The following is a 26,528-nucleotide window of genomic DNA, read 5'->3' as shown; positions in this document are numbered from 1 at the left end:
TTAATGGGTAAAGATAAATTATTATTACTAGATGGAAATAGTTTGGCATATCGGGCGTTTTTTGCATTGCCTTTACTAGCAAATGATAGTGGAATTCATACGAATGCTGTATATGGATTTACAACTATGCTGCAAAAAATAGTAGAAGAAGAGAAACCAACCAAAATGCTAGTAGCCTTTGATGCCGGGAAAACCACTTTCCGACACGAATCTTATGGTGAGTATAAGGGCGGACGACAAAAAACACCACCAGAGCTTTCAGAGCAATTTCCGTATATACGAAAGCTAATCGATGCTTATCAAATTAAGCGTTACGAAAAGGAACTATACGAAGCGGATGATATTATTGGTACCCTAGCAAAGCAAGCTGCTAACGAACAGATGGATGTCATCATCGTTTCAGGGGACAAGGATTTAACACAGCTGGCCACTGATCAAGTAACTGTTTATATCACTCGTAAGGGGATGACGGATATTGAAAAATACACGCCAGCCCATATTGAAGAAAAGTACGGACTTTCTCCTCTTCAAATCATTGATATGAAAGGGTTAATGGGAGATGCCTCTGATAATATTCCAGGTGTACCGGGTGTAGGAGAAAAAACGGCCATCAAATTATTAAAGGAATATGGTTCTGTAGAAGCTTTATATGAACAAATCGAAGAAATGAAAAAGTCGAAAATGAAAGAAAAGCTTGTGGACAACGAAGAACAAGCAAAGCTTTCTAAACAGCTAGCGACAATTTTTACAGAAGCTCCTATTGATATCACTTTGGAGGATTTAAATTATCCGGGGCCAAATGAGGAAGAACTATTAAATGTATGGCAAGAGCTTTCTTTTAAATCGTTAATCGAAAAAAGTGATTTCCAGGTAGAAGAAAAGGAAACTGCTGAATTAGATTTTAATATTGTGCAAGAAGTAACAGAGGATATGCTAAAGGATGTCATGGCTGTTCATGTAGAAATTGAAAATGAACATTATCATTCTTGTCGAGTTTTAGGATTTGGCTTTACAAATGGTGAAGAAACGTTCTATCTTTCCTTTGAAGCAATGCAGCAAAATGAAGCAGTTAAAAACTGGTTAGAGGATGAAACAAAAAAGAAATACATGTCAGATAGTAAAGCAGCTCAGGCTATCTTAAATCGTGTTGGTGTAACCTTGCGTGGTGTTGAATTTGATATGCTGCTTGCAGCTTATATTGTAAATCCAGCCATTTCAGGTGATGATATCGCCACAATTTCAAAGGAATTTGGCTATTCAGATGTCCAAGCAAATGAAACGATTTATGGAAAAGGTGCAAAATGGACGGTTCCTGAAGAAACGGTTTTAGGTGAGCATGTTAGCCGTAAAGCCTATGCTATTTGGTCATTACAGCCGATTCTTGAAGAGAAGCTAAGGGAAAACGAACAGTTTGAGCTATATTACGACTTGGAGCTTCCGCTTGCATCGATTCTCGGGTCTATGGAAAGTAAGGGAATCAAGGTGGATATCCCGACTCTTGAAAATATGGGAGCAGACTTAGAGAAGAAAATTGCTGCACTTGAAACAGAAATTTATGACCTTGCTGGAGAGGAATTTAATATTAATTCTCCTAAGCAATTAGGTGTCATCTTATTTGAAAAGTTGGCACTTCCAGTTGTTAAGAAAACAAAAACGGGCTACTCAACAGCTGCTGATGTATTAGAGAAGCTACAAAGCGAGCATAAAATTGTTCAATTTATTCTAGATTACCGTCAGTTAGCCAAATTACAATCTACTTATATTGAAGGTCTTATTAAAGAGGTACACTGTGAGGACAGCAAGGTGCATACTCGTTTCCAACAGGCATTAACCTCTACTGGTCGATTAAGCTCGACAGATCCGAACCTTCAAAATATTCCGATTCGTTTGGAGGAAGGTAGAAAAATTCGCCAGGCGTTTGTTCCATCTGAAGAAGGCTGGATTTTATTTGCAGCAGACTATTCACAAATCGAATTACGTGTATTAGCTCATATGTCCAATGATGAAAATTTAGTAGATGCGTTTAACAAAGGGATGGATATCCATACACGTACTGCAATGGATGTATTCCATGTATCAGAGGAAGATGTAACCTCGAATATGCGACGTGCTGCAAAAGCAGTTAACTTTGGAATTGTTTATGGAATTAGTGATTATGGTTTATCGCAAAGCTTAAATATTACGCGTAAGGAAGCAGCCGATTTTATCGAGAAATATCTACAAAGCTTCCCAGGTGTTAAGGAATATATGGACACAATTGTTCAAGAGGCGAAGCTCAAAGGATATGTCACAACAATATTAAATCGTCGACGCTATTTACCGGATATTACGAGCAGAAACTTTAACTTGCGAAGCTTTGCAGAGCGGACTGCTATGAACACGCCAATTCAAGGTAGTGCAGCAGATATTATTAAAAAAGCGATGATTGATATGGATGCTCGCTTAAAAGAAGAAGGATTAAAGTCAAAGCTATTACTACAGGTGCACGATGAATTAATTTTTGAAGCACCGCAAGAAGAAATAGAAATTTTAGAAAGAATTGTACCAGAAGTAATGGAGCATGCCATTGAACTAGCTGTTCCATTAAAAGTAGATTTCAATTATGGTCAAACCTGGTACGATGCAAAATAAGGAAGTGGAATTATGCCTGAATTACCAGAGGTAGAAGGGGTTGTTCGGGCACTGGTGCCTGCAGTTGAAGGGAAGCTCATTACTAAATGTGAGCTTTCTGAAACAATCTACACCTCTTTTGGACTAGGCAAGCAATGCATTGTCAAAAATATAGAGCCGAATCTTTTTGAAGAGGCTATGCAAGGAATGCTGATTCAAAGAATTACCCGTCGCTCAAAGTATATTTATTTTCATTTAGAAAAAAATGAAGAGAAATTTCTTTTTGTGAATCATTTAGGGATGTCTGGAGCATGGTTTGTTGTACAAGCATTAAGCGAAATTACAGAAGATAAGTTTCGTAAGCATGTACATGCCATATTTACCCTGGAGACTGGGGACCTGTTAGTTTATTCGGATATTCGACGTTTTGGGGAGCTTCGCTTTATAAGAAAAGTTGAGGAGCATCCACCACTGCTTCTAATGGCACCTGAGCCTTTTGAGACAGGGGCATGTGATTTCTTTTTAGAAAAGTGTGAGCAGTCTAAATATCAAAACAAGCCCATTAAAGAAGTGATTATGGATGGACAGGTCATTTCGGGCTGTGGCAATATTTATGCAACAGAAGCTCTTTTTAAAATGGGCATACATCCTGCTAGAAATACAAATCGCATTAGTAAAAAAAGAAAAATTGAATTGTTTGAGGCGATTCGAACGATTTTACAGGAAAGTATTGAAATGGGTGGCTCAACAATTTCAGACTACCGCAATATAAACGGTGAGGCTGGCGGGATGCAGGACCGTTTAAAAATGTACGGGAAGAAAACTTGCCCACAATGTAATACGGCTACAAAATCATTGATATTAGGCGGACGTACTTCGGTATATTGTCCGAAATGTCAGCATTAAAGGTGTGTATGGGGAATGATTATTGGGTTAACAGGCAGTATAGCGAGCGGTAAAAGTACCGTGGCCAATATGTTAAAGGAATATGGTTTACCTATAGTTGACGCAGATGTTGTTGCTCGACTTGTTGTAGAACCAGGAACATCTACCCTGCAAAAAATTGTAGAGGCTTTTGGTGAAGATGCTTTAACAGAAGATGGAGCTATGAATCGTCAAAAAATCGGTGCTATCATATTTAATGATGAAGTAAAAAGAAAAGTTTTAAACGGCATCATCCATCCTGCAATACGCCAGGAAATGCTTCGTCAACGAGACGAGCATGTTGAGAATGGTGAAAAAACAGTTGTTATGGATATTCCATTATTGTTTGAAAGTAAATTACAGCATTTTGTTGAGAAGATATTGGTTGTGTCAGTCTCGGAAGAAACGCAGCTAAAGCGTTTAATGGAGCGAAACCAATTATCTGAAGGTGATGCAAAAGCACGTATTCAAACACAGCTGTCACTTAGTGTAAAAGAGCAAGGGGCAGACGCGGTTATAAATAATAATGGGACAATCGAAGAAACGGCTCAGCAATTAGAAACTATATTGCGTAACTGGAACGTTATTTAGCGCTTTATACATTAATCTTGTACTTTAGGCGGATTATTTAACCAAATATGCTATACAATTGGTCGACTTTTATGAGTCGGCCTTTTTCTTGTTTCAGAATATTTAAGTATGGGTAGGAAAAACTATAACTACTGTTATATAAAGTATCACAGTGATTATAACTACTGGATTCAAAAATAATTGTCGACTTTTCAGAATATAGAAACTTCTTTATTTTGGTTAAATTGTGTTCACCTTTTGCGTAAATGTGTTATACTAATTACAAGATGAAAATTAACTAATATAAACTTCAAATATAGGAGGCAATTTTAATAATGACAGTTTCTATTGCTATTAATGGCTTTGGCCGTATCGGACGCATGGTTTTCCGCCAAGCGATTGCTCAAGAGGGATTAAATATTGTTGCGATAAATGCAAGTTACCCAGCAGAAACGTTAGCACATTTAATTAAGTATGACACAAATCATGGTCGTTTTGAAGGAACGGTTGAAACTGAAGAGAATGCGTTAATCGTAAATGGTAAACATGTACAATTAATCAGTGAACGTGATCCACTACAATTACCATGGAAACAATTAGGTGTGGATATTGTAATTGAGGCAACTGGTAAATTTAATGATCGTGAAAAAGCAGCAATGCACTTAGAAGCTGGTGCAAAAAAGGTTATTTTAACTGCTCCAGGTAAAAATGAAGATATTACGCTTGTTATGGGTGTGAATGATGAGCTATTAGATATCGACAAACATGATGTAATTTCAAATGCATCTTGTACAACAAACTGTCTAGCTCCAGTAGCAAAGGTATTAAATGATACTTTTGGTATTGAAAATGGTTTAATGACTACAGTTCATGCTTATACAAATGACCAAAAGAACTTAGATAATCCACATAAGGATTTACGCCGTGCTCGTGCATGTGCAGAAAGCATTATCCCAACTTCTACTGGTGCAGCAAAAGCGTTATCACTAGTATTACCTGAACTAAAAGGTAAATTACACGGTATGGCATTGCGCGTACCAACTTCAAACGTTTCTCTAGTTGACCTTGTAGTAGATCTACAAAAAGACGTAACAATTGAAGAAGTAAATGCAGCCTTCAAAGCAGCAAGTGAAGGTCCATTAAAAGGAATTTTAAATTTCACAATGGAGCCATTAGTTTCAACAGACTACAACACTACAACTTATTCTTCAACAATTGACGGTCAGTTAACTATGGTAATGGGCTCACGCAAAGTGAAAGTTCTTGCCTGGTATGACAACGAGTGGGGCTACTCTGCACGCGTAGTTGACCTAACTAAGAAAATCGTTAAAGCATTAAAAGCAGTACACGCATAATTGTGAAATAATACACGAAGGTAGGAGTATTTATTGCTCCTATCTTTTTTTATTTAACTGGGATGAAACGCGTTGTTGGAGAAAATCAGGATTGAAGTGAGTTTCATAAGTGGAATGAAACTCGTTATGGATGGAATTCGGATTGGAAGTGAGTTTCAACCCCCACCCCAACTCAACCCCCTCATAAAATAAAATTCCCATGATTCCCGTTTCGTTCAAAAAAGAAATATTTAAGAAAACCATGTTTTTCTACTGTGAAATATATTAAAATTTACTATTACGAGCACAAATTAACTGCTATTTTTCTATATAAATGAGATTTGTTATAATAGTGTTATGAAATAGAGTGAGACGGGAGAATTACTATGAGATGTCCAGCTTGTCAATATAATGGAACACGGGTTGTAGATTCACGACCTGTTGATGATAATAAAGAAATACGTCGCCGCCGGGAATGTGAATCCTGTGGTGTTCGTTTTACAACATTTGAAAAAATTGAAGAAACACCTTTAATCGTTGTTAAAAAAGATGGTTCGAGGGAAGAATTTAGTCGTGAAAAAGTATTGCGCGGTCTTATTCGAGCTTGTGAAAAACGCCCAGTATCCTTAGACACTTTAGAAGGAATTGCGATGTCTGTCGAAAAGGATTTACGAAGAATCGGCAACTCCGAAGTGCGTTCAGACGATGTGGGGGAAAAGGTTATGAACTTACTCGCAAAAGAAGACGAGGTAGCCTATGTTCGTTTTGCATCTGTCTACCGCCAATTTAAAGATATAAATGTATTTATCGCAGAAATGAAAGAACTGCTTCAACGTCAGTCAGATTTGAAAAAATAAAGCTATGGAGGGAATTAAATGGTTCATTTGTATAAAGAAGTACAGCCAACGGATCATTTTGAGATCAGTCTCCCTCATTTTTTATCAACTAATGAACGTCAATTACTAACATTATTTTATCAACCCTTAACAGGACCTGAACCAATTAGTCTCTATTTAACATTATGGGCAGAAGGGGAAGATTTACATAATACTCAGCCAATGACCCATTATTATTTGATGAATGTATTAAATATGCCAATAGGGAAAATTTTCGAAGCAAGAATTGCCCTTGAGGCGATAGGACTACTTAGGACATGGCGTAAGGATGAAGAAGATAGTCGCCGATTTATATATGAATTAAGTCGGCCTCTTGATGCACCTGCTTTTTTTCAGGATCCGTTACTTTCAATGTTCTTATTCTCTAAAATTGGGGAACAGGCATACCGTAAACTAAGAAAACGCTTTACAAGAGCGGTTAATAAGGATTCGTTTAATGAAGTTTCCCGCTCATTTATAGATGTGTACAAGCCGGTGCACATGAATGTTCCAAAGGATTTTGGAGAGATGAGTGTCAGCAAAAAGCAGGAATATCCTTTTTACTTTGAGCAGTTTGATTTTAATTTATTAATGTCTGGCTTATCGGAAAACCTTATTCCTGCCAGTAGTATTACAGCTGAAGTGAAGGAGGTAATTGCAAAGCTTGCCTTTCTTTATCATTTATCGCCATTGGATATGCAAAAGGTTGTTATTTTAGCTCTTGATGATAATATGAAAATTTCTAATGATCGATTAAAAAAGGCAGCTGCAGATTACTATAAGCTAACTGTTTCAAAGGATGCACCAAAAATGGAGAAAACCTTTATTCAAGGCGAAAGTCCACAAATACCTTTAAAAGCATCTAAGGAGCAGGATCTTCAAATCTATCTAGAAACAACGCCTCCACTTCAAGTGTTGAGAGATATCAACAACGGAAAAGAACCATTGCCATCATCAGTAGAGCTTGCAGAGGATCTAATCATGAAGCACGGTATGCCGGTTGGTGTGGTAAATGTGTTGCTTGAATATGTAATGCTGACAACTGATATGAAGCTTCCAAGAAAATATGTGGAAAGAATTGCAGATCATTGGATGCGGAAGAACTTAACAACGGCTAAAGAGGCTATGGAATTAGCACGAACTGAAAGAGATCAGTATACAAAATGGAAAAATGAAAACGACAATAAACCACAAAGCTCGAAATCGGGCGGTACAGGCTATAAAAATCAACAACGCCAAAGTAAAGAAATAATTCCAGAATGGTTCTATAAACGAAACAAACAGGATGAAACGAAGCAGCCGGATATCGAAAAACAGAAGTCAACTGAGGAACGACGTAAAAAGATATTAGAAGCGTTGGGACAATCAGATGGAGAGGTGAACTAAAATCGAACCTATAAATGAAGCTCTTAAAAGAGTGATAAAAATGCCTTCTTTTCAAGAACGATATGAAAAAATGAGACAGGAAATCTTAGAAAATGCTCAAGTTCAAAAGTTTTTACAAGAAAATGACCAAGTTGTCAATAAAGATATGGTGGAGCGAGGTTTAACAACATTATCTGAGTACATTAGCCAGAATTCTACTTGCTGCGGTTGCGATAATACGGATAATTGTACGAATTACTTAAATGGTTTTGTACCAAAGCTCTCAATTATTCGTAATTCAATTGAAATTGAGTATTACAAATGTGAACAAAAGCTGATTGAAGAGGAGAGACGTGAATCAGCGAAAATGATCTCGAGTATGTATATGCCTAAAGACGTTTTACGAGCTAGAGTAAAAGATTTATTAACAAATGATTCACAGATGGATGTGGCAGAGTTAGCTTCTAAGTTCATCAAAAAAGTAAAGGAAACGGGTAAATTACCTTCAAAAGGTCTTTATATTTATGGCCCGTTTGGTGTAGGGAAATCCTTTGTGCTCGGTGCCATTGCAAATGAATTAGCTAGCTTGAAAATACGCTCTGTAGTAGTTTTCGTTCCTGAATTCCTAAGCGAAATGAAGCAAGCAATCTCTGATAATTCACTTCAAGAAAAGGTGGATTTTGTGAAGAAAGCGCCTGTTTTAATGCTGGATGATTTGGGTGCAGAAACTCTTTCTACTTGGACACGTGACGAAATTTTAGGTACGATTTTACATTATCGTATGGCAGAAGAGCTACCGACCTTTATAACATCTAATTTTGATTATGATGGACTTGAAAATCACTTAGCGAATTCTCAAAAAGGTGGTGTAGAGGTAGTTAAAGCAGCTCGAATAATGGAACGTATTAAAGCGACTACTACGCCAATTCAAATGGAAGGTATGAATCGAAGAACCTAAAAGTAAAAAAACTTTATTTCAATGTTGCAATTTTAAAACTTCGAGCGTATACTACATTGTAATTAATCAATATCTAAATGCTTTGATAAGGACAATAGGTTTGTGAAACGACTTAAAGAGAGGGAAGCCATGGCTGCAAGCTTCCTAGTAACGAACACATTCTTTACTACCTTGGAGCATTAGCGGGGATAATCCGCTAACGTATTCGGTACGTTAACCGACCTAGAGCTTCGTCTGATACATAGGTATCGGAAGGAAGAAGGGTGGAACCACGAGCATACGCGTCGTCCCTTTCATAGGGATGGCGCTTTTTATTTTGGCAAAAATAAATTGATTACGTATGACTATCAATCAGAATCAGGAAGCGTAGCATTTAAGGAGTTTTACATGCACCTTCTGCCAAAATTAGAATGAAAAGGAGAAATGGACATGTCAGAAATTATTAAATTAACTTTCCCAGATGGCGCAGTAAAGGAATTTGAGCGTGGTACTTCAACAGCGGATGTGGCAGGCTCAATCAGCCCAGGACTAAAAAAACAAGCATTAGCAGGTAAATTAAACGGTGCATTAATCGATCTAAAAACACCAATTGAAGAAGATGGTGCAATTGAAATTATTACACCAAAATCAGAGGAAGCTTTAGAGATCCTACGTCACTCAACTGCCCACTTAACTGCACAAGCATTAAAACGTTTGTACCCAGGTATTAAACTTGGTATCGGTCCAGTTATCGAAGGTGGATTCTACTATGATGTGGATGCGCCTGAACCAATTTCTGCTGACGATTTCCCGAAAATCGAAAAAGAAATGAAAAAAATCATCTCAGAAAACATTGAGATTGAGCGTAAAAACGTTTCACGTGATGATGCGCAAAAAATCTATGAAGAAGTTGATGATGAGTACAAATTAGAGCTTTTAGAAGCAATCCCGGCCAACGAAGAAGTTTCAATTTATTATCAAGGTGACTTTTTCGACCTTTGCCGTGGAATTCACGTACCATCAACAGGTAAACTAAAAGAGTTCAAGTTACTGTCTTTAGCTGGGGCTTATTGGAGAGGGAATTCTGATAACAAAATGCTTCAACGTATTTACGGTACAGCCTTCTTTAACAAAGAAGATTTAAAGCACCACCTTCAAATGCTTGAAGAAGCAAAGGAACGTGATCACCGTAAAATCGGTAAAGAGCTTGAGCTATTCACATTATCACAAACTGTTGGTCAAGGCTTACCACTTTGGTTACCAAACGGTGCAACAATCCGTCGTACAGTAGAGCGTTACATTGTCGATAAGGAATTGCGCCTAGGCTACAAACACGTTTACACTCCAGTTCTTGGTTCAAAACGTTTATATGAAACATCAGGTCACTGGGAGCACTACCAAGAGGATATGTTCCCGCCAATGGAGATGGACAACGAAACATTAGTAATGCGTCCGATGAACTGTCCTCACCATATGATGGTTTATGCAAGCAGCATGCACTCTTACCGCGAGTTGCCAATTCGTATTGCAGAGCTTGGCACAATGCACCGTTATGAATCTTCAGGTGGTTTATCTGGTTTACAGCGTGTTCGAGGGATGACTTTAAACGATGCTCATATCTTTGTTCGTCCAGACCAAATTAAAGAAGAATTCAAGCGTACAGTTGAACTGGTGCTGGATGTATATAAAGATTTCGACCTAACAGAGTATAAGTTCCGTTTATCTTATCGTGACCCTCAGGATACTGAGAAATACTTCAATGATGATGCAATGTGGGAAAAGGCACAAAGCATGTTAAAAGAAGCGATGGATGAATTAGGGCTAGAATACTTTGAAGCAGAGGGTGAAGCTGCATTCTATGGTCCAAAATTAGATGTTCAAGTTAAAACTGCTATCGGTAAAGAAGAGACTTTATCAACAGTTCAGCTTGACTTCTTATTACCGGAACGCTTCGACTTATCTTATGTTGGAGAAGATGGTAAACAGCATAGACCAGTAGTTATTCACCGTGGAGTTGTTTCAACAATGGAACGCTTTATTGCCTTCCTAATTGAAGAATACAAAGGGGCATTCCCAACTTGGTTAGCACCAGTTCAGGTGGAAATTATCCCTGTATCAAACGAAGTTCACTTTGACTATGCAAAACAAGTGGAAGAAAAGCTTCTAGCAGCAGGCATTCGTGTAGAAATGGATTATCGCGAAGAAAAACTAGGCTACAAAATCCGTGAAGCACAAATGAAGAAAATTCCTTATATGCTTGTATTAGGTGACAAGGAAATGGAAGCTGGCGATGTTAACATTCGTCGTTACGGCTCAAAGGATTCTGAAACTGTTTCTTTAGAAAGCTTCTTAGAAATGATTACAGCTGAAGCAAATAAATAAAATGAAAAACTTGGATGAAAAAATTAATTTTTCATCCAAGTTTTTTTAGTGTGATTTAATAGGCTGATTGATAGAAATACTCCCAGCCCTCTTGTATTCCTGATGCAAAGGAATCCTTGGCAAAATAAACATTTGGCAGATAGCGATATCGTTTAATTTCGTTCTGGCAGTTACCTACAATGACTGCAGGTAATCCTAAACGAAGCATATCGATATCATTTCCTGAATCTCCGGCAACCAATATTCGGAATTGTTCTGGTGCGTATTTTTGAAGAGCGTATTTTAAGGCTTCCCCTTTATTAGTATGTGAGGGTAAAATATCAACATCTTTGTTTGAGCTATACATTAAATAGAAGGCTAAGCAATATAGCTTTAACATTTCTTCTACTTCCTTTACATAGCCTGGATCATTCTCAATGGTGAAGGATAGACGATAATCATTTGGTAATGGCTGACGTTCAAGATATTTGTATTGCTTGGTTACGTTTAATATTAGCTCGGGATTCCAATCAGCAGATGTAATCAGGCGCCACTGTTCATCCTCTTCTAGATCAGGGCCAATATAGATTGAAGCTCCTACATCACAGATCAAAATACTAGGTCTAGGTAGCTGGTGTTCTTCTATAAGCTTCACCGCCGAATCATAGTGTCTACCAGTGATATAGATTAAAGAAATAGGGATTTTTTGTGTTTTAAAGTAGTACCAAAGCTGGTCTAATTTTTCTTTATGACCGACTAATGTATTATCAAGGTCGGTTGCTAATATTGCACTACCTAACAGTTTCATATAATGTCACCTCATAAAGATGTTTGATTTTTTTTGCGATAAGCTGCCATTTGAATTCACGCTGTGCAAACTTGCGCGCATTATTTTTTAACTCTTTAACAATCTGCGGCTTAGTTAATAGTAAATGCATTGATTCTGCAAGCTTTGGTATACTGCCTTTTGTTACATGCAACCCTGTTTTACCTGGGATGACAATGTCCTTCAGACCGCCTACTTTTGAAGCGATGACCGGACAGCCACATGCTTGTGCTTCGGCTGCCACCATACCAAAGGATTCGTAATAAGAAGGTACTACAGTTGCTATAGCATTTTTAAATAGTAGTGCAAGCTCCTGTTCATTTTGTGGACCTAAAAATTTGATGTGATCTTCTAGTCCTTTGATGGCTTGTCTCATTTTTGGATCCTTTGGATAATGATTTTTTACATCTACATTAGATGTGGTGCCACCTGCTATAAGCAGCTTGATGTCTTTTGAGATTTTCTTTTTCTCCACTAATTCGCGGAATGATTGAATTAGTACGAAGATGCCTTTTGCTTCCTCTAAACGTCCGACAAATAAAAAATAATTCCCGAAATCAAAAGGCTTATCATATAAGTGATGGTAGGTTTCTGCAACACCTATTGGAACTACATGAATTGTTGAAGGTGATGTGACCGTATCAAGAATTAATTGCTTTTCATTTGGAGTTGTAGCGATAATTTGATCTACCTCTGACAAAATTTTATCTTCATAGTAAAGACGTCTTTTATCCTGGACACCAGTTCCTAATTCCTTTGCAATTCCTAAGGAGTGGTTTGTGTGGAACCACGGTAAATGGAAATCCTTTTTAATCTGTAGACCAAGCACACCCGATAACCAATAGTGTGTGTGAACAAGTTCGTATTCTGATAAATCGATTATACTTTTCATTTCATTATAAAAATTAGGAAGCAGATTGAATAATTCGTTCTTGTCGACGAAACCTTTTTTTCCTGCTTCTAAACGGATAACTCGACTTGCCTTGCCGAAAGGTTCTATTTGGGGAGCGTCTTCTAAGCACCAATGTGTAACCACATCTACTGCATAGCCAATTTTTTCTAAGGATAATGCCAATTGGCGAACATAGTTATTTTGACCACCAGCTTGTTTACTTCCTAGTGGAGCTAAGGGATCTCCATGATCCGAGATAAATAGTACTTTTCTTTGAGTCATACTTATACCTCCATTTGTTTGTATATGCTTTTAATATCACTTCGCTGCTTGAGCGCTCTTATTTTTAGCCATCCTTTTCTAACTTAGCTAGAGAAGGAGAGATGTAGATTTTCTTCCCTTCAATTTTTTGGTTAAAACATTTTCTTTGAATAAAATGTCGAAATTTACAAAAAGAATATTATTTAGGTCTTGGTTTAAAAATATTGTTGCTATTTTTTTATAATCATGGTTAAATAAGTTGTTGTTAAATATCAGTTAAATTTCTAAAAAAGGTGTAAGCCTATTTAAAGTGTTGACTTTAAAGGGAATAGATGTTAACATTGATATGGTTATGAATACAGATATAGTTAAAAGTAGAGGCTGCCCGCTTCTCACCTGAATGACGCTATAGCAGTTAACAGGTATTGACACGTTGAATTATTTGCGCTGACTAATGAGCGTATGAATATATAGCGGGCGGACATCTTCTGAAATGTCCGTCCTTTTTTTATGGACATACTTAGGAAGTGTACCGTTCAACCGGGCATATTTGCTCTTAACTCATGTATTCCCGACACAAACCTGGAGGTGGATTCGTATTAGCAAAGACATGTATGTAAACGAAGGCATTCGCGCGCGTGAACTTCGTCTAATCGATCATAATGGTGATCAGCTAGGAGTTAAATCTCGTAACGAAGCGTTAGAAATCGCCGCTCGTGTAAACTTGGATCTTGTCCTTGTGGCCCCTCAAGCTAAGCCACCAGTCGCTCGTATTATGGACTATGGTAAGTTTAAGTTTGAACAGCAAAAGAAAGACCGTGAAGTTCGTAAAAATCAAAAAATCATCAATATCAAGGAAGTTCGTTTAAGTCCAACAATTGATGAACATGATTTCCAAACGAAATTACGTAACGCTATCAAATTCTTAGAGAAGGGCGACAAAGTAAAATGTTCTTTACGTTTTAAAGGTCGTGCCATTACTCATAAGGAAATTGGTCAACGCGTTTTAGATCGCTTTGCTGAAGCTTGTGCTGAAGTTGCAACGGTTGAACAAAAACCGAAAATGGAAGGCAGAAGCATGTTCTTAGTTCTTCAACCAAAGAACGAGAAATAGTAATACCCACGAATAGTTTAGGAGGAAATTCGAAATGCCAAAAATGAAAACTCACCGTGGCGCTGCGAAGCGTTTCAAAAAAACGGGCAAAGGAAAATTAAAATTTGACCGTGCTTACGGAAGCCACTTATTCGCTAACAAATCTACAAAAGCAAAACGTCACCTACGTAAAGCAAAAGTTGCTTCATCTGGTGATTTCAAACGTATTAGATCTTTATTAACTTACATGAAATAATCTTTCTTCTAAGAAGATATATCCCTTCGTGGATTTTATGTAATAATTGAACGTATTTTTATATTAAACATTCGGAAGAATCAGCAGGAGGTAATTAGTATGCCACGCGTAAAAGGCGGAACAGTAACGCGCAAGCGTCGTAAAAAGGTTTTAAAATTAGCAAAAGGTTATTATGGTTCTAAACATACTTTATACAAAGTTGCTAACCAAGCAGTAATGAAATCAGGTCAATATGCATACCGTGACCGTCGTCAAAAGAAACGTGATTTCCGTAAATTATGGATCACTCGTATCAATGCAGCTGCACGTTTAAACGGTCTTTCTTACAGCCGTTTAATGCACGGTTTAAAAGTAGCTGGAATCGAAGTTAACCGTAAAATGTTAGCTGACCTAGCTGTAACTGATAGCGCAGCATTTGCACAATTAGCAGATGCAGCTAAAAAAGCTGTAGCGAAATAATTAAATTCACTTGTGAATTTAATTATTTCTGCGCCGAAAGCTTTGCGGCAGGTGCAAAATTATTTCTGCACCGAAAGCTTTGCGGCAGGTGCGGAAATAACATCACATTTACATATTCAGGTGTAAAGTGAACATATAAAAGGCTGGTAGGACATCCTATCAGCCTTTTTATTTAAGAATATAATCTTAAGCTGGAAAAAACTTTAATTGAATCGTTTTTTCTATTGTAGAAAGAAGGCATTTTCTATGGAATTTGCATTTTTAGCCTATATAGTAGTGATGTCAATTGTCCTTTGTATTTTTATGTACATTGACAAATCTCGAGCCAGAAATCACGAATGGCGTATTTCAGAAAAATCCTTATTTACATTGGCAATCCTTGGTGGCGCATGTGGTGGCGTACTAGGAATGTACTTATTCCGCCACAAAACGAAGCACAACTCCTTTTCATTTGGATTTCCTATCATTGCAGCCATTCAAATCTTTATTGTCGTGAGAATCTTTACTATATTCTAGATTGATATAAAATGCCGATCAAGCTAAAATGATCGGCATTTTTTATTTGAGAGACAAAAAGAAAAGATGAAACGCATTGCGGCGTGTAATCAGTAATGTGAACTGCTTCATAAAAGGAATGAAAGCCACTTTTAAAGAATTTAACTAAAAAAGTGGCATTCATAATGGTGATGAAAGCCATTTTTAAAAAATTTAACTAAAATAATGGCATTCATAAAGGAGATGAAAACCACTTTTAAAGAATCAAACAAAAAAAGTGGCATTCATAAGAGTGATGAAAGCCACTTCACCAGGAACTATCTCCAATTTTGGCTTTCATAGAAATATTGATGCGCTTTATTTCAGTTAATACAGTTAGAGCACGATACATAAATATACCTCATATCGTTCTATTCCGTTATAAAGAGAAAACTCCTCAAATTCCAATTAACCAAAGCCTAATACCCGATCAACAACTCTAATTCATCTCACTACAAATCTCACCACTCCAAAAATTTCCGAATATTCAACTATTGAAAAACCCCAAAACAACGTCTATAATTAGTTATTAATTACTATTTAAAAGCGTTTGAGAAGGAAAAGTAAGTAAGAGGTAGTTTTAAAGAGAGCTTCTGCTGGTGGAAATGAGGCAAACGAAACTTATTGAAAATGACCCTTCGAAGCTTCGTACTGAAACCATGGGGAGTAGGCTACGACGAGAAAGGCACTCGTTACAACAGCGGCAGTATGAACACGTACTGATAGAGGCAAATGGTGTGAGCTGTTTGTAAATTTAGGTGGTACCACGAGAGCACTCGTCCTAATCGTTTTTCGATTAGGGCGTTTTTTTGTGGTCATTTTTTGTTAGTAAAACATTAAAAAGGAGAGAGTGTTAATGACAATTTTAGTAGGTGGGGCATGGCCGTATGCAAATGGTTCATTACATTTAGGGCATATTGCTGCATTATTACCTGGGGATATTTTAGCGAGATATTATCGTCAAAAGGGGGAAAAGGTTTTATATGTTTCTGGCAGTGACTGTAATGGAACCCCCATTTCGATTCGAGCTAACCAAGAAAATACAACGATTAAAGCAATAGCGGACAAATATCATGAGGAATTCGAGCAAGTGTTTAACAAGCTTGGATTTTCTTATGATTTATATACACGAACTGATTCAGCCCATCACCACAAATCTGTTCAGAAAATCTTTTTAAACTTATTAGAGAATGGCTATTTATATAAGAAGAAAATCGAGCAAGCATATTGTGAGCACGATAGACAATTTCTACCTGATCGCTTTGTAGAAGGAGTTTGTCCAAGCTGTGGAGCGAAAGCAAGAGGGGATCAGTGCGATAGCTGCTCGAAGATTTTAGATCCGCTCGATTTAATCGATAAACGATGCAAAATTTGTGGAATAGAACCAGTCATTAAAGAAACGGAGCATTTTTATTTTTCCTTTAGTGCTTTTCAAAAAAAGCTTGAAGCCTATACTGCAAAAGCCGAACAAGAAAAGCTTTGGCGAGAAAATGCTATTAATCTTACAAAGAGGTATTTAGCAGAAGGTTTGCCAGATCGAGCAGTAACTAGAGATTTACCGAATGGTGTTGATGTGCCGGTTGAAGGATTTGAGGGGAAGAAGATTTATGTGTGGATTGAGGCAGTAGCGGGCTACTTGACGGCAAGTATGGAATGGGCAAAACTGAATCAAGTGAATCTAGGGGATTGGTGGAACGAAAAAACAATCTCATACTATATCCATGGGAAGGATAATATTCCATTCCATACGGTTATCTGGCCAGCAATTCTTTTAGGAATTAACAATCCTGCATTGCCAACTCATATTATTTCAAATGAGTATTTAACCTTGGAAAAACGAAAGTTATCAACTAGTCAAAACTGGGCTGTATGGCTCCCTGAAATCTTACAGAAATACGATCCGGATTCAATTCGCTATTTTTTAACGGTAAATGCACCTGAAAATCGAGATACTGATTTTTCTTGGAGAGAGTTTATCTATAGCCATAATAGTGAGTTGCTCGGCGCATTTGGAAACTTTGTAAATCGAACACTGAAGTTTATTGAAAAATCCTTTGATGGAGAAATTCCTCAAGCAAAAGTAGATGAAAAAATAAAAGAGAAAACAAAGGAGTTATATATTAAAGTTGGAGAATTAATAGAAACGGGACATTTCAAACTACCGTTGGAAACAGTGTTTGACTATGTCCGTACAGCAAATCGATACTTTGATGAACGAAAGCCATGGATTCAGGTGAAGGAAGAGATGGAGCAATGTAAAGAGACGCTAGCAACTTGTGTTTTTATCATTCAAAATCTTGCTCGAGTATTACAGCCGTTCTTGCCATTTGCTGCAGCTAGAATAACTGAAATGCTTGCTTTAAATGAAGCTAGATGGATTGTTCAAACTGAATTGCCATACAAAATACAGAAAATTGAACCTCTATTTGAACGTTTAGATCTTAAACTAATTGAAGAGGAGGTTGAAAAATTAAAAGAAAATTCAGCTGTGAAATAATATTTTTCTTTCGCAAAAAAGGAAGGATTGTCGAGGATGCATAGATGGAGGCATGTTAGACAATCCTTATTTTCGGAAGATATGCTACCAACAAAAAAGGTGCAAATTCAACTTTTATTCGTTGAATCTTTCATTAACTGTTCAATCGGATTTTTCCAGTTAATATTAGCCTTTGGATAGCTCATCTGAATTTCCTTTTCTAAATAGTAGAAATCATCCTTCGTAAGCCCTTGAAGCTTCATAGTATCGTGTACCCAAACGAAAATCGATACAACTTCAAACGCATTTTCAGTAGTTCCTAGATATTTCTCACCCTCAAAAAGAGCACCTTTATAAGAAATGAAAAAATTTTTACGAACATTTTTTACGTCGTCATAGAAATAATATTCGCCTTTTTCAAAAGCTTCATCGAGCTTACGCTTAGGGTCAGTAAGGTAACGAACGCCTTTGTAAAATATGTAAACGACTAATACGATAATAAGCAAACGGAATAGTAGAAGAGCCAAGACAAGTTCCCCCTTGTAAAAACGTTGTAAGTTCCTTTACGATTAAGAAGGACAATAGGTTTCATTTTTATTTAGAAATTGAGGGATTTTTTTATGAAATTTAACGAATTATTTGTAATGCAAAGAGAATTAGATACTTTTATTGAAAATACGCAGAATATTAAGCGCGATGTTTTTAAAGAAAAAGGACTTGCTTTAATGATTGAGCTAGCAGAACTGGCAAATGAAACAAGATGCTTTAAATTTTGGAGTACAAAAGGTCCTTCAGAGCGTGAAGTTATTTTGGAGGAATTCGTGGATTCTATTCACTTTCTATTATCTCTTGGAAATGCTAAGGGATTGTCACTGGAAAATTGGCCAGAGGTAAAGGTGAAAGAGGATTTAACGACTTGGTTTTTACGTACACAGGAGGTTATTTTAGCATTTATTCAAAATCCTACTAGGGATAGTTATCAAGATGTATGGCAATATTATGGGGTATTGGCTTTCAATTTAGACTTTTCTTTAGAAGACATTATTCAAGCTTATTTAGCCAAAAATGAAAAAAACTATGAGCGTCAAAGAAATGGTTATTAGAACCTTCGTAAAACTTTCACTTAGTAAAAAGGGAAATGTATTTCAATAACCGAAATAAAAGAGGTATAATTAGGAAGAGTCATTTTAGGAGGGCAAACAATGGTGCAATTAGATGATACATTAAAAATGTTAAAAGAATTAACTGATGCAAACGGTATTCCAGGTAATGAAAGAGCTCCTCGTGCAGTAATGCGCAAATATATTGAGCCATTTGCTGACGAGATTGAACAAGATAATTTAGGAAGCTTAATTGCTAAAAAAGTTGGGGATGAAAACGGTCCGAAAATCATGATTGCTGGTCACTTGGACGAAATTGGTTTCATGGTCACTCAAGTAGATGATAAGGGGTTCATCAAATTCCAAACAGTTGGTGGCTGGTGGAGTCATGTAATGCTTTCACAGCGTGTGACAATCACAACTCGTTCAGGTGAGGAAATCATTGGGGTAATCGGTTCAAAGCCACCTCATATCTTACCGGCAGAACAACGCAAAAAAGTAATGGACTTAAAAGAATTATTCATCGATATCGGGGCGAGCTCAAAAGAAGAAGTTGCGGAATGGGGTATTCGCCCAGGCGATATGATTACGCCTTACTTTGAATTTAATGTAATGAAAAATGAAAAATTGCTTTTAGCTAAAGCGTGGGATAACCGCATTGGCTGTGCGATTGCAATTGATGTTTTAAAGGCATTAAAGGATACAAAGCATCCGAACGTTGTATATGGTGTAGGGAATGTTCAGGAAGAGGTAGGTCTTCGAGGTGCCAAAACTGCAACATTTAAAATTCAACCGGATATCGGTTTTGCAGTTGATGTTGGTGTAGCTGGTGACACACCAGGCATTACTCCTAAGGAATCGACTTCTAAAATCGGTGATGGCCCGCAAATTATAATTTTTGATGCTTCTATGGTAGGACACAAAGGACTTCGTGACTTTGTTGTAGATGTCGCGGAAGAAAACAACATCCCATATCAATTCGATTCAACACCTGGTGGGGGAACGGATGCAGGATCTATCCACTTAACAGCAAACGGTGTACCTGCAATGGCAATCGGTATCGCAACTCGTTATATTCACTCTCATGCAGCTATTTTACACCGTGATGATTACGAAAACACAGTAAAACTAATCGTTGAACTTGTTAAAAAGTTAGACCGTGATACTGTGAATAAAATTATTTTTGATTAATATTTAAAACTAGGGAGCAGAATTTATTCTGTTCCTTTTTTTTGTTTGTCTTTGTGACTAAATTCTAAGGACTTGCATATGTTTAATAGTGGTGAATGCGATGATGTGAATTTTTATAAGTGATAATGAGTATTTTATTTATTTTATGAATAATATATCTGTTTATCTGTATAAATAATGAATTGTAAAAAGTTAGATAAATTATAAAAATACACTTGATTTAATAAATATACATATGTATAATGAACTCATCATCAATCGGAAGTTTGGGGGCAAAAGCTATGAAATTATTAGAAGAGGTTCAGCTTAAGTTAGTGTCAAGCCTTAAAGGGAAGGACTTATTGACATTATTGGACTACTCAAGCGAGGAAGTTCAAGATTTAATCTACTTAAGTTCACAACTTAAAAAGATTACAAAGGCAGGCAAATGCCCGAGATTACTAGAGGGTAAAACATTAGGGATGATATTTGAAAAGCATTCAACACGTACACGTATTTCCTTTGAGGTTGGCATGAACCAGCTAGGCGGAAAAGCGATGTTTATGCATTCTCGTGATATGCAAATTGGCCGTGGTGAACCTATTTCAGATACAGGGCATGTTTTATCAGGCTACCTTGACGCAGTTATGATACGTGCAAATTCTCATGAAATGGTGAAGGAATTAGCAGACCATGCTTCAATCCCGGTTATTAACGGGTTAACAGATCTATATCATCCTTGTCAGGCATTAGCTGATTTAGAGACGATTGCTGAAAATAAAGGGGAACTAAAAGGGTTGAAGATTGCCTATGTGGGAGACGGCAATAATGTTGCACATTCACTAGTTGTTGCGGCTGCACATGTAGGAATAGACATTGTGGTAGCAACTCCAGTTGGTTATGAGCCTGATGCAGAAATTATTGCAAAGGCGCAAAAGATTGCCAAAGAAAATGGCAGCCTAGTTACAGTGACAACTGATCCAATAGCTGCTGTTAAAAATGCAGATGCGATTTATGCAGATGTCTGGACTAGTATGGGGCAAGAAGAGGAAACTGCAAAGCGCTTGGTGGACTTCAAGGACTATCAAATTAACGATGCACTAGTTGCCCATGCAAAGCCTGATTACATGTTCTTGCACTGCTTACCAGCACACCGCGAAGAAGAAGTAGCAACCTCAGTAATCGACGGACCAAATTCATACATCTTCGAGCAAGCGGAAAATAGACTCCATGCGCAAAAGGCAGTACTGGCATCAATTTTAGCTTAATTGTTTTAAAAGGGTAAAAATTATACGGGTGGTATATTTTTACTTGAGGAATATAAAAGAAATCTGTCTATGGGGGACTCGCTGTAGAGATTTCGGGCGATGCAAACGTTCAAGATGGAGCGGTGCATCGCTACATAGTAAAGGCAACCTGGGAGACGCTGGGTTGCTTTTTTTATTGGAAATAGATAAAAGAAAAAACAGCTCTTAAAAGGATCGATACTTTAAGATGCTGTCTGTGAAAACACTGCTATTCATTTGTTAGGAGAACTTCGCCGTCAATTCCTAATAAGTGCTGGATTCTTCCAGATATATCCTCTGTCGTTGTATCTAACGCAAGGGCAAGTTCTGAGAATAAAATACTTTGCATGGAGATTAAAAGCTTACGATCTTGTTCTGGGAATTTCTTATCATTATTTTCTAGCTCATTTTTTTTCACAAGTAATGTATTAATTACTTTTGCAAGTTCTTTACGATCACCTTTTTTAGCAATTAACGAATAGCCTTGTGTACGTTGATTGCCTTTATCGATCCATTCGACACCTGGTTGTGTAAATAAATTCAGAATTTCTTCTGCTTCTTCTTTGGCCATAAGCGTTGAGATTGTTTTATTATCAACAGGAGTACTGATTTCTAATTTTTCATTATTAAGTGGGTGTAGTACATAATAGGTTTTCGTTACACCTGAAAAGGTTTTTTCACTGATGCCGTCAATTTGGCATAATCCATGAGAAGAATAAATGATTGTATCGCCAATATTATACATTATTTCGCCCCCAAGTACGTATTGTCAACTAGGTTGACTTATTTTATTATAGGTTATTTGATGAAAAATGTCAACTTAGTTGACAAACGCTGAGTCATTGAGTATATTAATCTCGAAATAGCAAAGCAAGGGAATGATAAACGTGGAACAATTTGACTTATTTGACCTTATAAGTGAGCGACACGGTACAATACGAAGAATATTAGAAGAAAAATGGAATGAAATGAGCGATATTTCCATTTCAAATTCAGAATGGTACATCATGTCAAAGGTAAACAACCATCAGCCAACAATATCGATGATTGCTAAAAACGTACAAATATCCCGACAAGCAGCCCATAAAGTCATAAAGAAATTAGAAGCTAAGGGATTAGTCGAGTTGGTTCCAGGGAGTAATAATCGTGATAAATGTATTCAGTTAACTGACCTTGGACAAATTTGTATTGATAAATACATTGTCTTAAAAAAGGATATAGAAAAGAAAATATCGGAAAATGTTGAAATTCAACAATTAAAAGCAATATTGAAAAGTGATTGGGGAATATAAAGGTAGAAGGCTGCCAAGACACGAAGTTAGAAGCTTGTCAGCCTTACAATTCTTTAATTTTGAAATGCTTGTGAAAGTTTTTCAGTAAATTGCTGTTGTTCATCTGGTGTAGAAGAATTCCACCATTTTTCTAAAAACACGCCTAGACCAGGTAATAAATGCTCGTCTCCACGGGAAATGGCATCCTCTACAGTATCGCGGAATTCTGTAGCACTATCACCTGTAACATTTGATGCAATGGCTTGTCTAATTTGAAAATTCATTACAATCGCCTCCTTAATGACTAGTCTGCGTTACAATGTCGAAACTATACATCGTAATTAAAGAGAAACGTTGAGAGTTTTGTTAATCCTTACTAATACTATAAAGAAGTATAAAAAAAGCAACTCCTGTAGTGAGTTGCTTTTTTTATATTTAAGCTAATGCAAGCATTCGATCAAGGGATAGTATGGCTTCCTTTGTTACCTCTGGTGCTACCTTAATAATATTTCCTTGAGCGCCTTCTTCAATCATCTCTAATGCCCATAATAGGTGCGGTAAATCGATGCGGTTCATCGTTAAGCATGGACACATATTTTCGTTCAACGAAATGATATACTTATCTGGATTTTCGGCAATAATTCGTTTAACTAAATTCATTTCTGTTCCGATTGCAAAGCTTGAACCAACAGGAGCCGCATTTATCGTGTCTACGATATACTTTGTTGAACCATTCAAATCTGATACTTCAACCACCTCACGACAGCATTCAGGGTGGACGATGATAGTCATCTCAGGATATTTTTTACGTACTTCGTTTACGTTTGATACAGTAAAGCCTTGATGTACAGAACAGTGGCCTTTCCACAGAATGACCTTAATATCTTCTAGATTTCCTTCATACTCCAGCCCGCCAATTACTGGATTCCAAACAGCCATTTGCTCTAATGGAATATCTAGTTCGTATGCCGTATTACGACCAAGATGCTGGTCAGGTAAAAAGAATAAACGCTCTTTCTGAGTAAATGCCCATTTTACCATTTTCTTTGCGTTCGATGAAGTAACACAAGCACCACCATTTCTGCCAGTGAAGGCTTTGATAGCAGCTGTTGAGTTTACATAAGTTAAAGGAATCATTGTATCACCAAAAAGCTTTTGTAGCTCTATCCATGCTTCTTCGGTTTGGTAGATATCCGCCATGTCGGCCATCGAACAGCCTGCACGCATATCTGGTAGGTAAACGGTTTGTTCATCTGTTGTAAGCATATCTGCAGTTTCTGCCATGAAATGTACACCGCAGAAAACAATATGCTCTGCTTCTTTATTTGCTGCCGCTACTTGAGCAAGCTGCAATGAATCACCAACACTATCAGCAAATTGAATGACTTCATCCTTTTGATAATGATGACCAGGAATGAATAATTTATCACCCAGGGCTTCTTTAATTTTGCGAACACGTTGTTCCATTTCTGATCGAGTCATCGTACGATATTTTTCTGGCAGCATATTGCTCGCAAGTAAACTAATGATGCTCATAAACCATTTCTCCCTTCAGTTGAACTAATGCACTAATATCCAATGCTTTTACAGAGTGGGTAAGGGCGCCTAAGGAAATATACTCGACACCACTTTCTGCATAAGCTCTTAAATTATCAAAAGTAATTCCACCTGAAGCCTCGGTAATGATATGGGCAGGTACAAGGGGAAGCCAGTTACGGATTTCCTCAGGGCTTCGATTATCGAACATAATAATATCTGCACCAGCCTCAATTGCTTCTATTAGCTGATCTTTTGTTTCGATTTCAACCTCGATTTTAACGGTATGTCCGATTTTAGATTTAGCAGTATTTACAGCCTTAGAAATACTCCCTGCAAAAGCAATGTGATTATCCTTTAACATAATACAGTCATAAAGACCGCTTCTGTGATTGTAGGCGCCACCTGTGCGAACAGCATATTTATCTAGCATTCTTAGACCCGGAATTGTTTTACGAGTATCACAGATTTTCGCATTTGTCCCCTCTATTAAAGCCATTGCTTTAGAAGCGTTCGTTGCAATACTACTCATTCGTTGAACTAAATTTAAAATAACTCGCTCTCCAGATAATAAGCTTTGCAATGGCCCTTCAATAACGGCAAGCTCGTCACCTGCTTCAATTGTTTCTCCATCCTTTTTCAATAGTGATATTTGTAGTGAAGGATCTAAAAGGCTGAAGCCGATATGAATAATTTCTGCTCCGCAAAAAATGCCTGTTTCCTTTGCGTAAAAAGTAAAAGAGCCTTTGTCTGATGATGAAAACAAAAGCTCGCTAGATAAATCTCCATCACCAATATCCTCATTGAAAAATTGCTTTAACATCGTTTGCAGTTTGATTTTGTTCATATAGTCCATCCCTCACATTCATTTTTCCTTTTTCAAAAACTACCCATTTATTTTGCCAATCCTGGCATTTAGAAGGGAAGTCTGTACGAATATGTGCTCCACGAGATTCTTTACGCAAAAGAGCAGCATTCACGATTAAAGAGGCTGTAATATGCATAAAAGCAAGCTCGATTTGCTGCTTCGTACATCCACTAAAATCAAAAAATTCCACTTGATTATATGTCGGTAAAAGCTTTTGTAATTTGATCAAATCTTTAATGCTCCGTATAACTCCAGCCTTATCTAACATTTCGTTTTGCAGGGTTTCTTTCGCTAGAAGAGTTAACCTCTCATCACTAGCTAAAGAAGGGGGTTCCTGAAAGTTCCATTGTTTTGTTCCATTTAATAAGAGTTTTTCAGCCATGAGCTTTCCAAAGGTAATTCCTTCTAGCAAGGAATTACTTGCTAAACGGTTAGCGCCATGGACGCCCGTACACGCAACTTCTCCTACAGCAAGTAATCTAGGGATACTGGTCCGTCCATATCGGTCCGCTACGACTCCTCCCATTAAAAAGTGACTACCTGGTGCAATTGGGATACGTTCTTGTGAAATAGAAACCCCATTTTCTTGACAAATTTGTGTAATAGTAGGGAATTTCCTTTCAAAATCAGCAATACCGGATATGTCGAGGTAGACTTCATTGCCTTTTGCGCGTTCTTTATACATTTCATAAGCTGTTACATGACGAGGTGCTAGATCACCAAGGGGGTGTTTACCCTCCATTAGCCTGTTTCCATTTTCATCAACAAAATATCCGCCAGCACCGCGTACTGCCTCTGAGACAAGCCCTTTTGCAGTACCATTTATATAGAGTAAGCTCGGGTGAAATTGTACAAATTCCATATCCGTAATTTGTGCACCTGCAAGATAAGCTAGGGCAATTCCATCCCCGACACTATCCGGACAATTAGAGGTGCAAGCATAAACACTACCAGCACCACCAGTAGCAAGGATGACGTAGGAAGCATAATAGATTGAATCACCTGAATCGTTCTTTGTTTTGACACCTATACATTCACCTGAAGTATTTAAAAGTAGTTCATATGCAATCTCATGCTCATGGACTTCTACGTTTTGAGGGAGTTCCTTTATTAAATGCTCAATCAATACTTTTCCTGTAGCATCTCCACCAGAATGAAGGATCCTTGGTTTACTATGTGCACCCTCGAGTCCTAGTGAAATATCTCCTTGAACAGTTCGATCGACAGGGAAGTCCTGATTGATAAGCTGTTGAACCGCATCTTTTCCTACTTTAACTAACTGTTCTACATGTGCTTCTACATGATGATACTCGCCTGCATGAAGTGTATCTTGTATATGGAGAGATGTATGATCTTCCTGACTTATTACTGCAGCAATTCCACCTTGAGCTCTATAGGAGCTACTATTTCTAATGTTGGATTTCGTAATAAGGTGGATACTAAAACGTTTTGATAATACACGAGCAGCCTGAAGTGCGGCAATTCCACTACCGATAATGACGATGTCAGTTTCGATTTTCATAG

At 37.4% G+C, this 26,528-nt stretch carries 25 protein-coding genes and 2 other annotated features; of the genes, 17 read left to right on the top strand and 8 right to left on the bottom strand.

Features of this window, described 5'->3' with window-relative positions:
• Positions 1-3: 3 nt before the first annotated feature.
• From polA to thrS, 8 genes are all read left to right on the top strand, one after another.
• On the top strand, positions 4-2,631 hold the full coding sequence (gene polA / locus BJ095_RS01155; protein ID WP_107934226.1) for a DNA polymerase I: 2,628 nt from the start codon (positions 4-6) through the stop codon (positions 2,629-2,631).
• Between the two features lie 12 nt (positions 2,632-2,643).
• On the top strand, positions 2,644-3,516 hold the full coding sequence (gene mutM / locus BJ095_RS01150) for a bifunctional DNA-formamidopyrimidine glycosylase/DNA-(apurinic or apyrimidinic site) lyase (protein WP_107934224.1): 873 nt from the start codon (positions 2,644-2,646) through the stop codon (positions 3,514-3,516).
• 15 nt (positions 3,517-3,531) lie between these two features.
• Entirely contained in the window at positions 3,532-4,125 is a 594-nt protein-coding gene (gene coaE / locus BJ095_RS01145; RefSeq protein WP_107934222.1) for a dephospho-CoA kinase, read from the top strand.
• 314 nt (positions 4,126-4,439) lie between these two features.
• On the top strand, positions 4,440-5,459 hold the full coding sequence (locus BJ095_RS01140) for a glyceraldehyde-3-phosphate dehydrogenase (RefSeq protein WP_107934220.1): 1,020 nt from the start codon (positions 4,440-4,442) through the stop codon (positions 5,457-5,459).
• Between the two features lie 365 nt (positions 5,460-5,824).
• Positions 5,825-6,295 carry a transcriptional regulator NrdR gene (nrdR, locus tag BJ095_RS01135; protein ID WP_107934218.1) on the top strand — a complete coding sequence of 157 codons (471 nt, stop codon included), beginning with the start codon at positions 5,825-5,827 and terminating at the stop codon, positions 6,293-6,295.
• 18 nt (positions 6,296-6,313) lie between these two features.
• A complete protein-coding gene (locus tag BJ095_RS01130; RefSeq protein WP_107934216.1) occupies positions 6,314-7,699 on the top strand; it encodes a replication initiation and membrane attachment family protein in 1,386 nt (461 codons plus the stop codon).
• A gap of 40 nt (positions 7,700-7,739) precedes the next feature.
• Entirely contained in the window at positions 7,740-8,636 is an 897-nt protein-coding gene (gene dnaI / locus BJ095_RS01125) for a primosomal protein DnaI (RefSeq protein ID WP_235867539.1), read from the top strand.
• A gap of 429 nt (positions 8,637-9,065) precedes the next feature.
• Entirely contained in the window at positions 9,066-10,997 is a 1,932-nt protein-coding gene (gene thrS, locus BJ095_RS01120) for a threonine--tRNA ligase (RefSeq protein ID WP_107934212.1), read from the top strand.
• Between the two features lie 55 nt (positions 10,998-11,052).
• On the opposite strand, the gene BJ095_RS01115 is transcribed toward thrS, so the two are convergent.
• Complete coding sequence (locus BJ095_RS01115; protein WP_107934210.1) at positions 11,053-11,784, bottom strand: HAD-IIB family hydrolase; 732 nt, start codon at positions 11,782-11,784, stop codon at positions 11,053-11,055.
• Positions 11,768-12,976, bottom strand: a complete 1,209-nt coding sequence (locus BJ095_RS01110; protein WP_107934208.1) for a glycosyltransferase — start codon at positions 12,974-12,976, stop codon at positions 11,768-11,770. Before BJ095_RS01110 ends, BJ095_RS01115 begins: the two co-directional genes overlap by 17 nt.
• Positions 12,977-13,321: 345 nt before the next feature.
• Positions 13,322-13,470 (top strand) — a sequence feature (ribosomal protein L20 leader region).
• Between the two features lie 95 nt (positions 13,471-13,565).
• On the opposite strand from BJ095_RS01110, the gene infC reads away from it, so the two are divergent.
• From infC to metG, 5 genes are all read left to right on the top strand, one after another.
• Positions 13,566-14,069 carry a translation initiation factor IF-3 gene (infC, locus tag BJ095_RS01105; protein WP_107934207.1) on the top strand — a complete coding sequence of 168 codons (504 nt, stop codon included), beginning with the start codon at positions 13,566-13,568 and terminating at the stop codon, positions 14,067-14,069.
• Positions 14,070-14,103: 34 nt separating this feature from the next.
• Positions 14,104-14,304, top strand: coding sequence for a 50S ribosomal protein L35 (gene rpmI / locus BJ095_RS01100; RefSeq protein WP_107934205.1), 201 nt, complete (start codon positions 14,104-14,106; stop codon positions 14,302-14,304).
• A 99-nt stretch (positions 14,305-14,403) separates the two neighbouring features.
• On the top strand, positions 14,404-14,763 hold the full coding sequence (rplT, locus tag BJ095_RS01095) for a 50S ribosomal protein L20 (protein WP_107934203.1): 360 nt from the start codon (positions 14,404-14,406) through the stop codon (positions 14,761-14,763).
• 246 nt (positions 14,764-15,009) lie between these two features.
• Entirely contained in the window at positions 15,010-15,279 is a 270-nt protein-coding gene (locus BJ095_RS01090; protein ID WP_107934201.1) for a DUF1294 domain-containing protein, read from the top strand.
• Between the two features lie 558 nt (positions 15,280-15,837).
• Positions 15,838-16,084, top strand: a binding site (T-box leader).
• Between the two features lie 69 nt (positions 16,085-16,153).
• Positions 16,154-17,794 carry a methionine--tRNA ligase gene (gene metG, locus BJ095_RS01085; protein WP_107934199.1) on the top strand — a complete coding sequence of 547 codons (1,641 nt, stop codon included), beginning with the start codon at positions 16,154-16,156 and terminating at the stop codon, positions 17,792-17,794.
• A gap of 107 nt (positions 17,795-17,901) precedes the next feature.
• Here the strand turns inward: metG and BJ095_RS01080 are convergent, their stop codons facing one another.
• Entirely contained in the window at positions 17,902-18,300 is a 399-nt protein-coding gene (locus tag BJ095_RS01080; RefSeq protein ID WP_107934197.1) for a sigma-w pathway protein ysdB, read from the bottom strand.
• Between the two features lie 93 nt (positions 18,301-18,393).
• Here BJ095_RS01080 and BJ095_RS01075 point away from each other — a divergent pair, with 93 nt between their 5' ends.
• From BJ095_RS01075 to argF, 3 genes are all read left to right on the top strand, one after another.
• On the top strand, positions 18,394-18,876 hold the full coding sequence (locus tag BJ095_RS01075) for a dUTP diphosphatase (RefSeq protein WP_107934195.1): 483 nt from the start codon (positions 18,394-18,396) through the stop codon (positions 18,874-18,876).
• Between the two features lie 99 nt (positions 18,877-18,975).
• Positions 18,976-20,064 (top strand): M42 family metallopeptidase, encoded by a 1,089-nt coding sequence (locus BJ095_RS01070; protein ID WP_107934193.1) that lies wholly within the window; start codon positions 18,976-18,978, stop codon positions 20,062-20,064.
• A 281-nt stretch (positions 20,065-20,345) separates the two neighbouring features.
• Entirely contained in the window at positions 20,346-21,311 is a 966-nt protein-coding gene (gene argF / locus BJ095_RS01065; RefSeq protein WP_107934191.1) for an ornithine carbamoyltransferase, read from the top strand.
• A 247-nt stretch (positions 21,312-21,558) separates the two neighbouring features.
• Here the strand turns inward: argF and BJ095_RS01060 are convergent, their stop codons facing one another.
• On the bottom strand, positions 21,559-22,074 hold the full coding sequence (locus tag BJ095_RS01060; RefSeq protein ID WP_107934189.1) for a CarD family transcriptional regulator: 516 nt from the start codon (positions 22,072-22,074) through the stop codon (positions 21,559-21,561).
• Between the two features lie 133 nt (positions 22,075-22,207).
• Here BJ095_RS01060 and BJ095_RS01055 point away from each other — a divergent pair, with 133 nt between their 5' ends.
• Positions 22,208-22,621, top strand: coding sequence for a MarR family winged helix-turn-helix transcriptional regulator (locus BJ095_RS01055; RefSeq protein WP_107934187.1), 414 nt, complete (start codon positions 22,208-22,210; stop codon positions 22,619-22,621).
• A 53-nt stretch (positions 22,622-22,674) separates the two neighbouring features.
• On the opposite strand, the gene sspI is transcribed toward BJ095_RS01055, so the two are convergent.
• From sspI to nadB, 4 genes are all read right to left on the bottom strand, one after another.
• The gene (gene sspI, locus BJ095_RS01050) at positions 22,675-22,884 is read right to left on the bottom strand and encodes a small acid-soluble spore protein SspI (protein WP_107934183.1); all 210 of its coding nucleotides are present in this window, start codon (positions 22,882-22,884) and stop codon (positions 22,675-22,677) included.
• Positions 22,885-23,035: 151 nt separating this feature from the next.
• On the bottom strand, positions 23,036-24,136 hold the full coding sequence (gene nadA / locus BJ095_RS01045; RefSeq protein WP_107934181.1) for a quinolinate synthase NadA: 1,101 nt from the start codon (positions 24,134-24,136) through the stop codon (positions 23,036-23,038).
• Complete coding sequence (nadC, locus tag BJ095_RS01040; RefSeq protein ID WP_107934179.1) at positions 24,123-24,983, bottom strand: carboxylating nicotinate-nucleotide diphosphorylase; 861 nt, start codon at positions 24,981-24,983, stop codon at positions 24,123-24,125. The genes nadA and nadC overlap by 14 nt, the downstream gene beginning before the upstream one ends.
• Positions 24,937-26,526, bottom strand: a complete 1,590-nt coding sequence (gene nadB / locus BJ095_RS01035; protein WP_107934177.1) for an L-aspartate oxidase — start codon at positions 26,524-26,526, stop codon at positions 24,937-24,939. The genes nadC and nadB overlap by 47 nt, the downstream gene beginning before the upstream one ends.
• Positions 26,527-26,528: the final 2 nt, after the last annotated feature.

Source organism: Ureibacillus chungkukjangi, from assembly GCF_003217295.1.
GTDB classification, from domain to species: Bacteria; Bacillota; Bacilli; order Bacillales_A; family Planococcaceae; genus Ureibacillus; species Ureibacillus chungkukjangi.
This window is presented reverse-complemented; position numbering and strand designations above follow the sequence as displayed.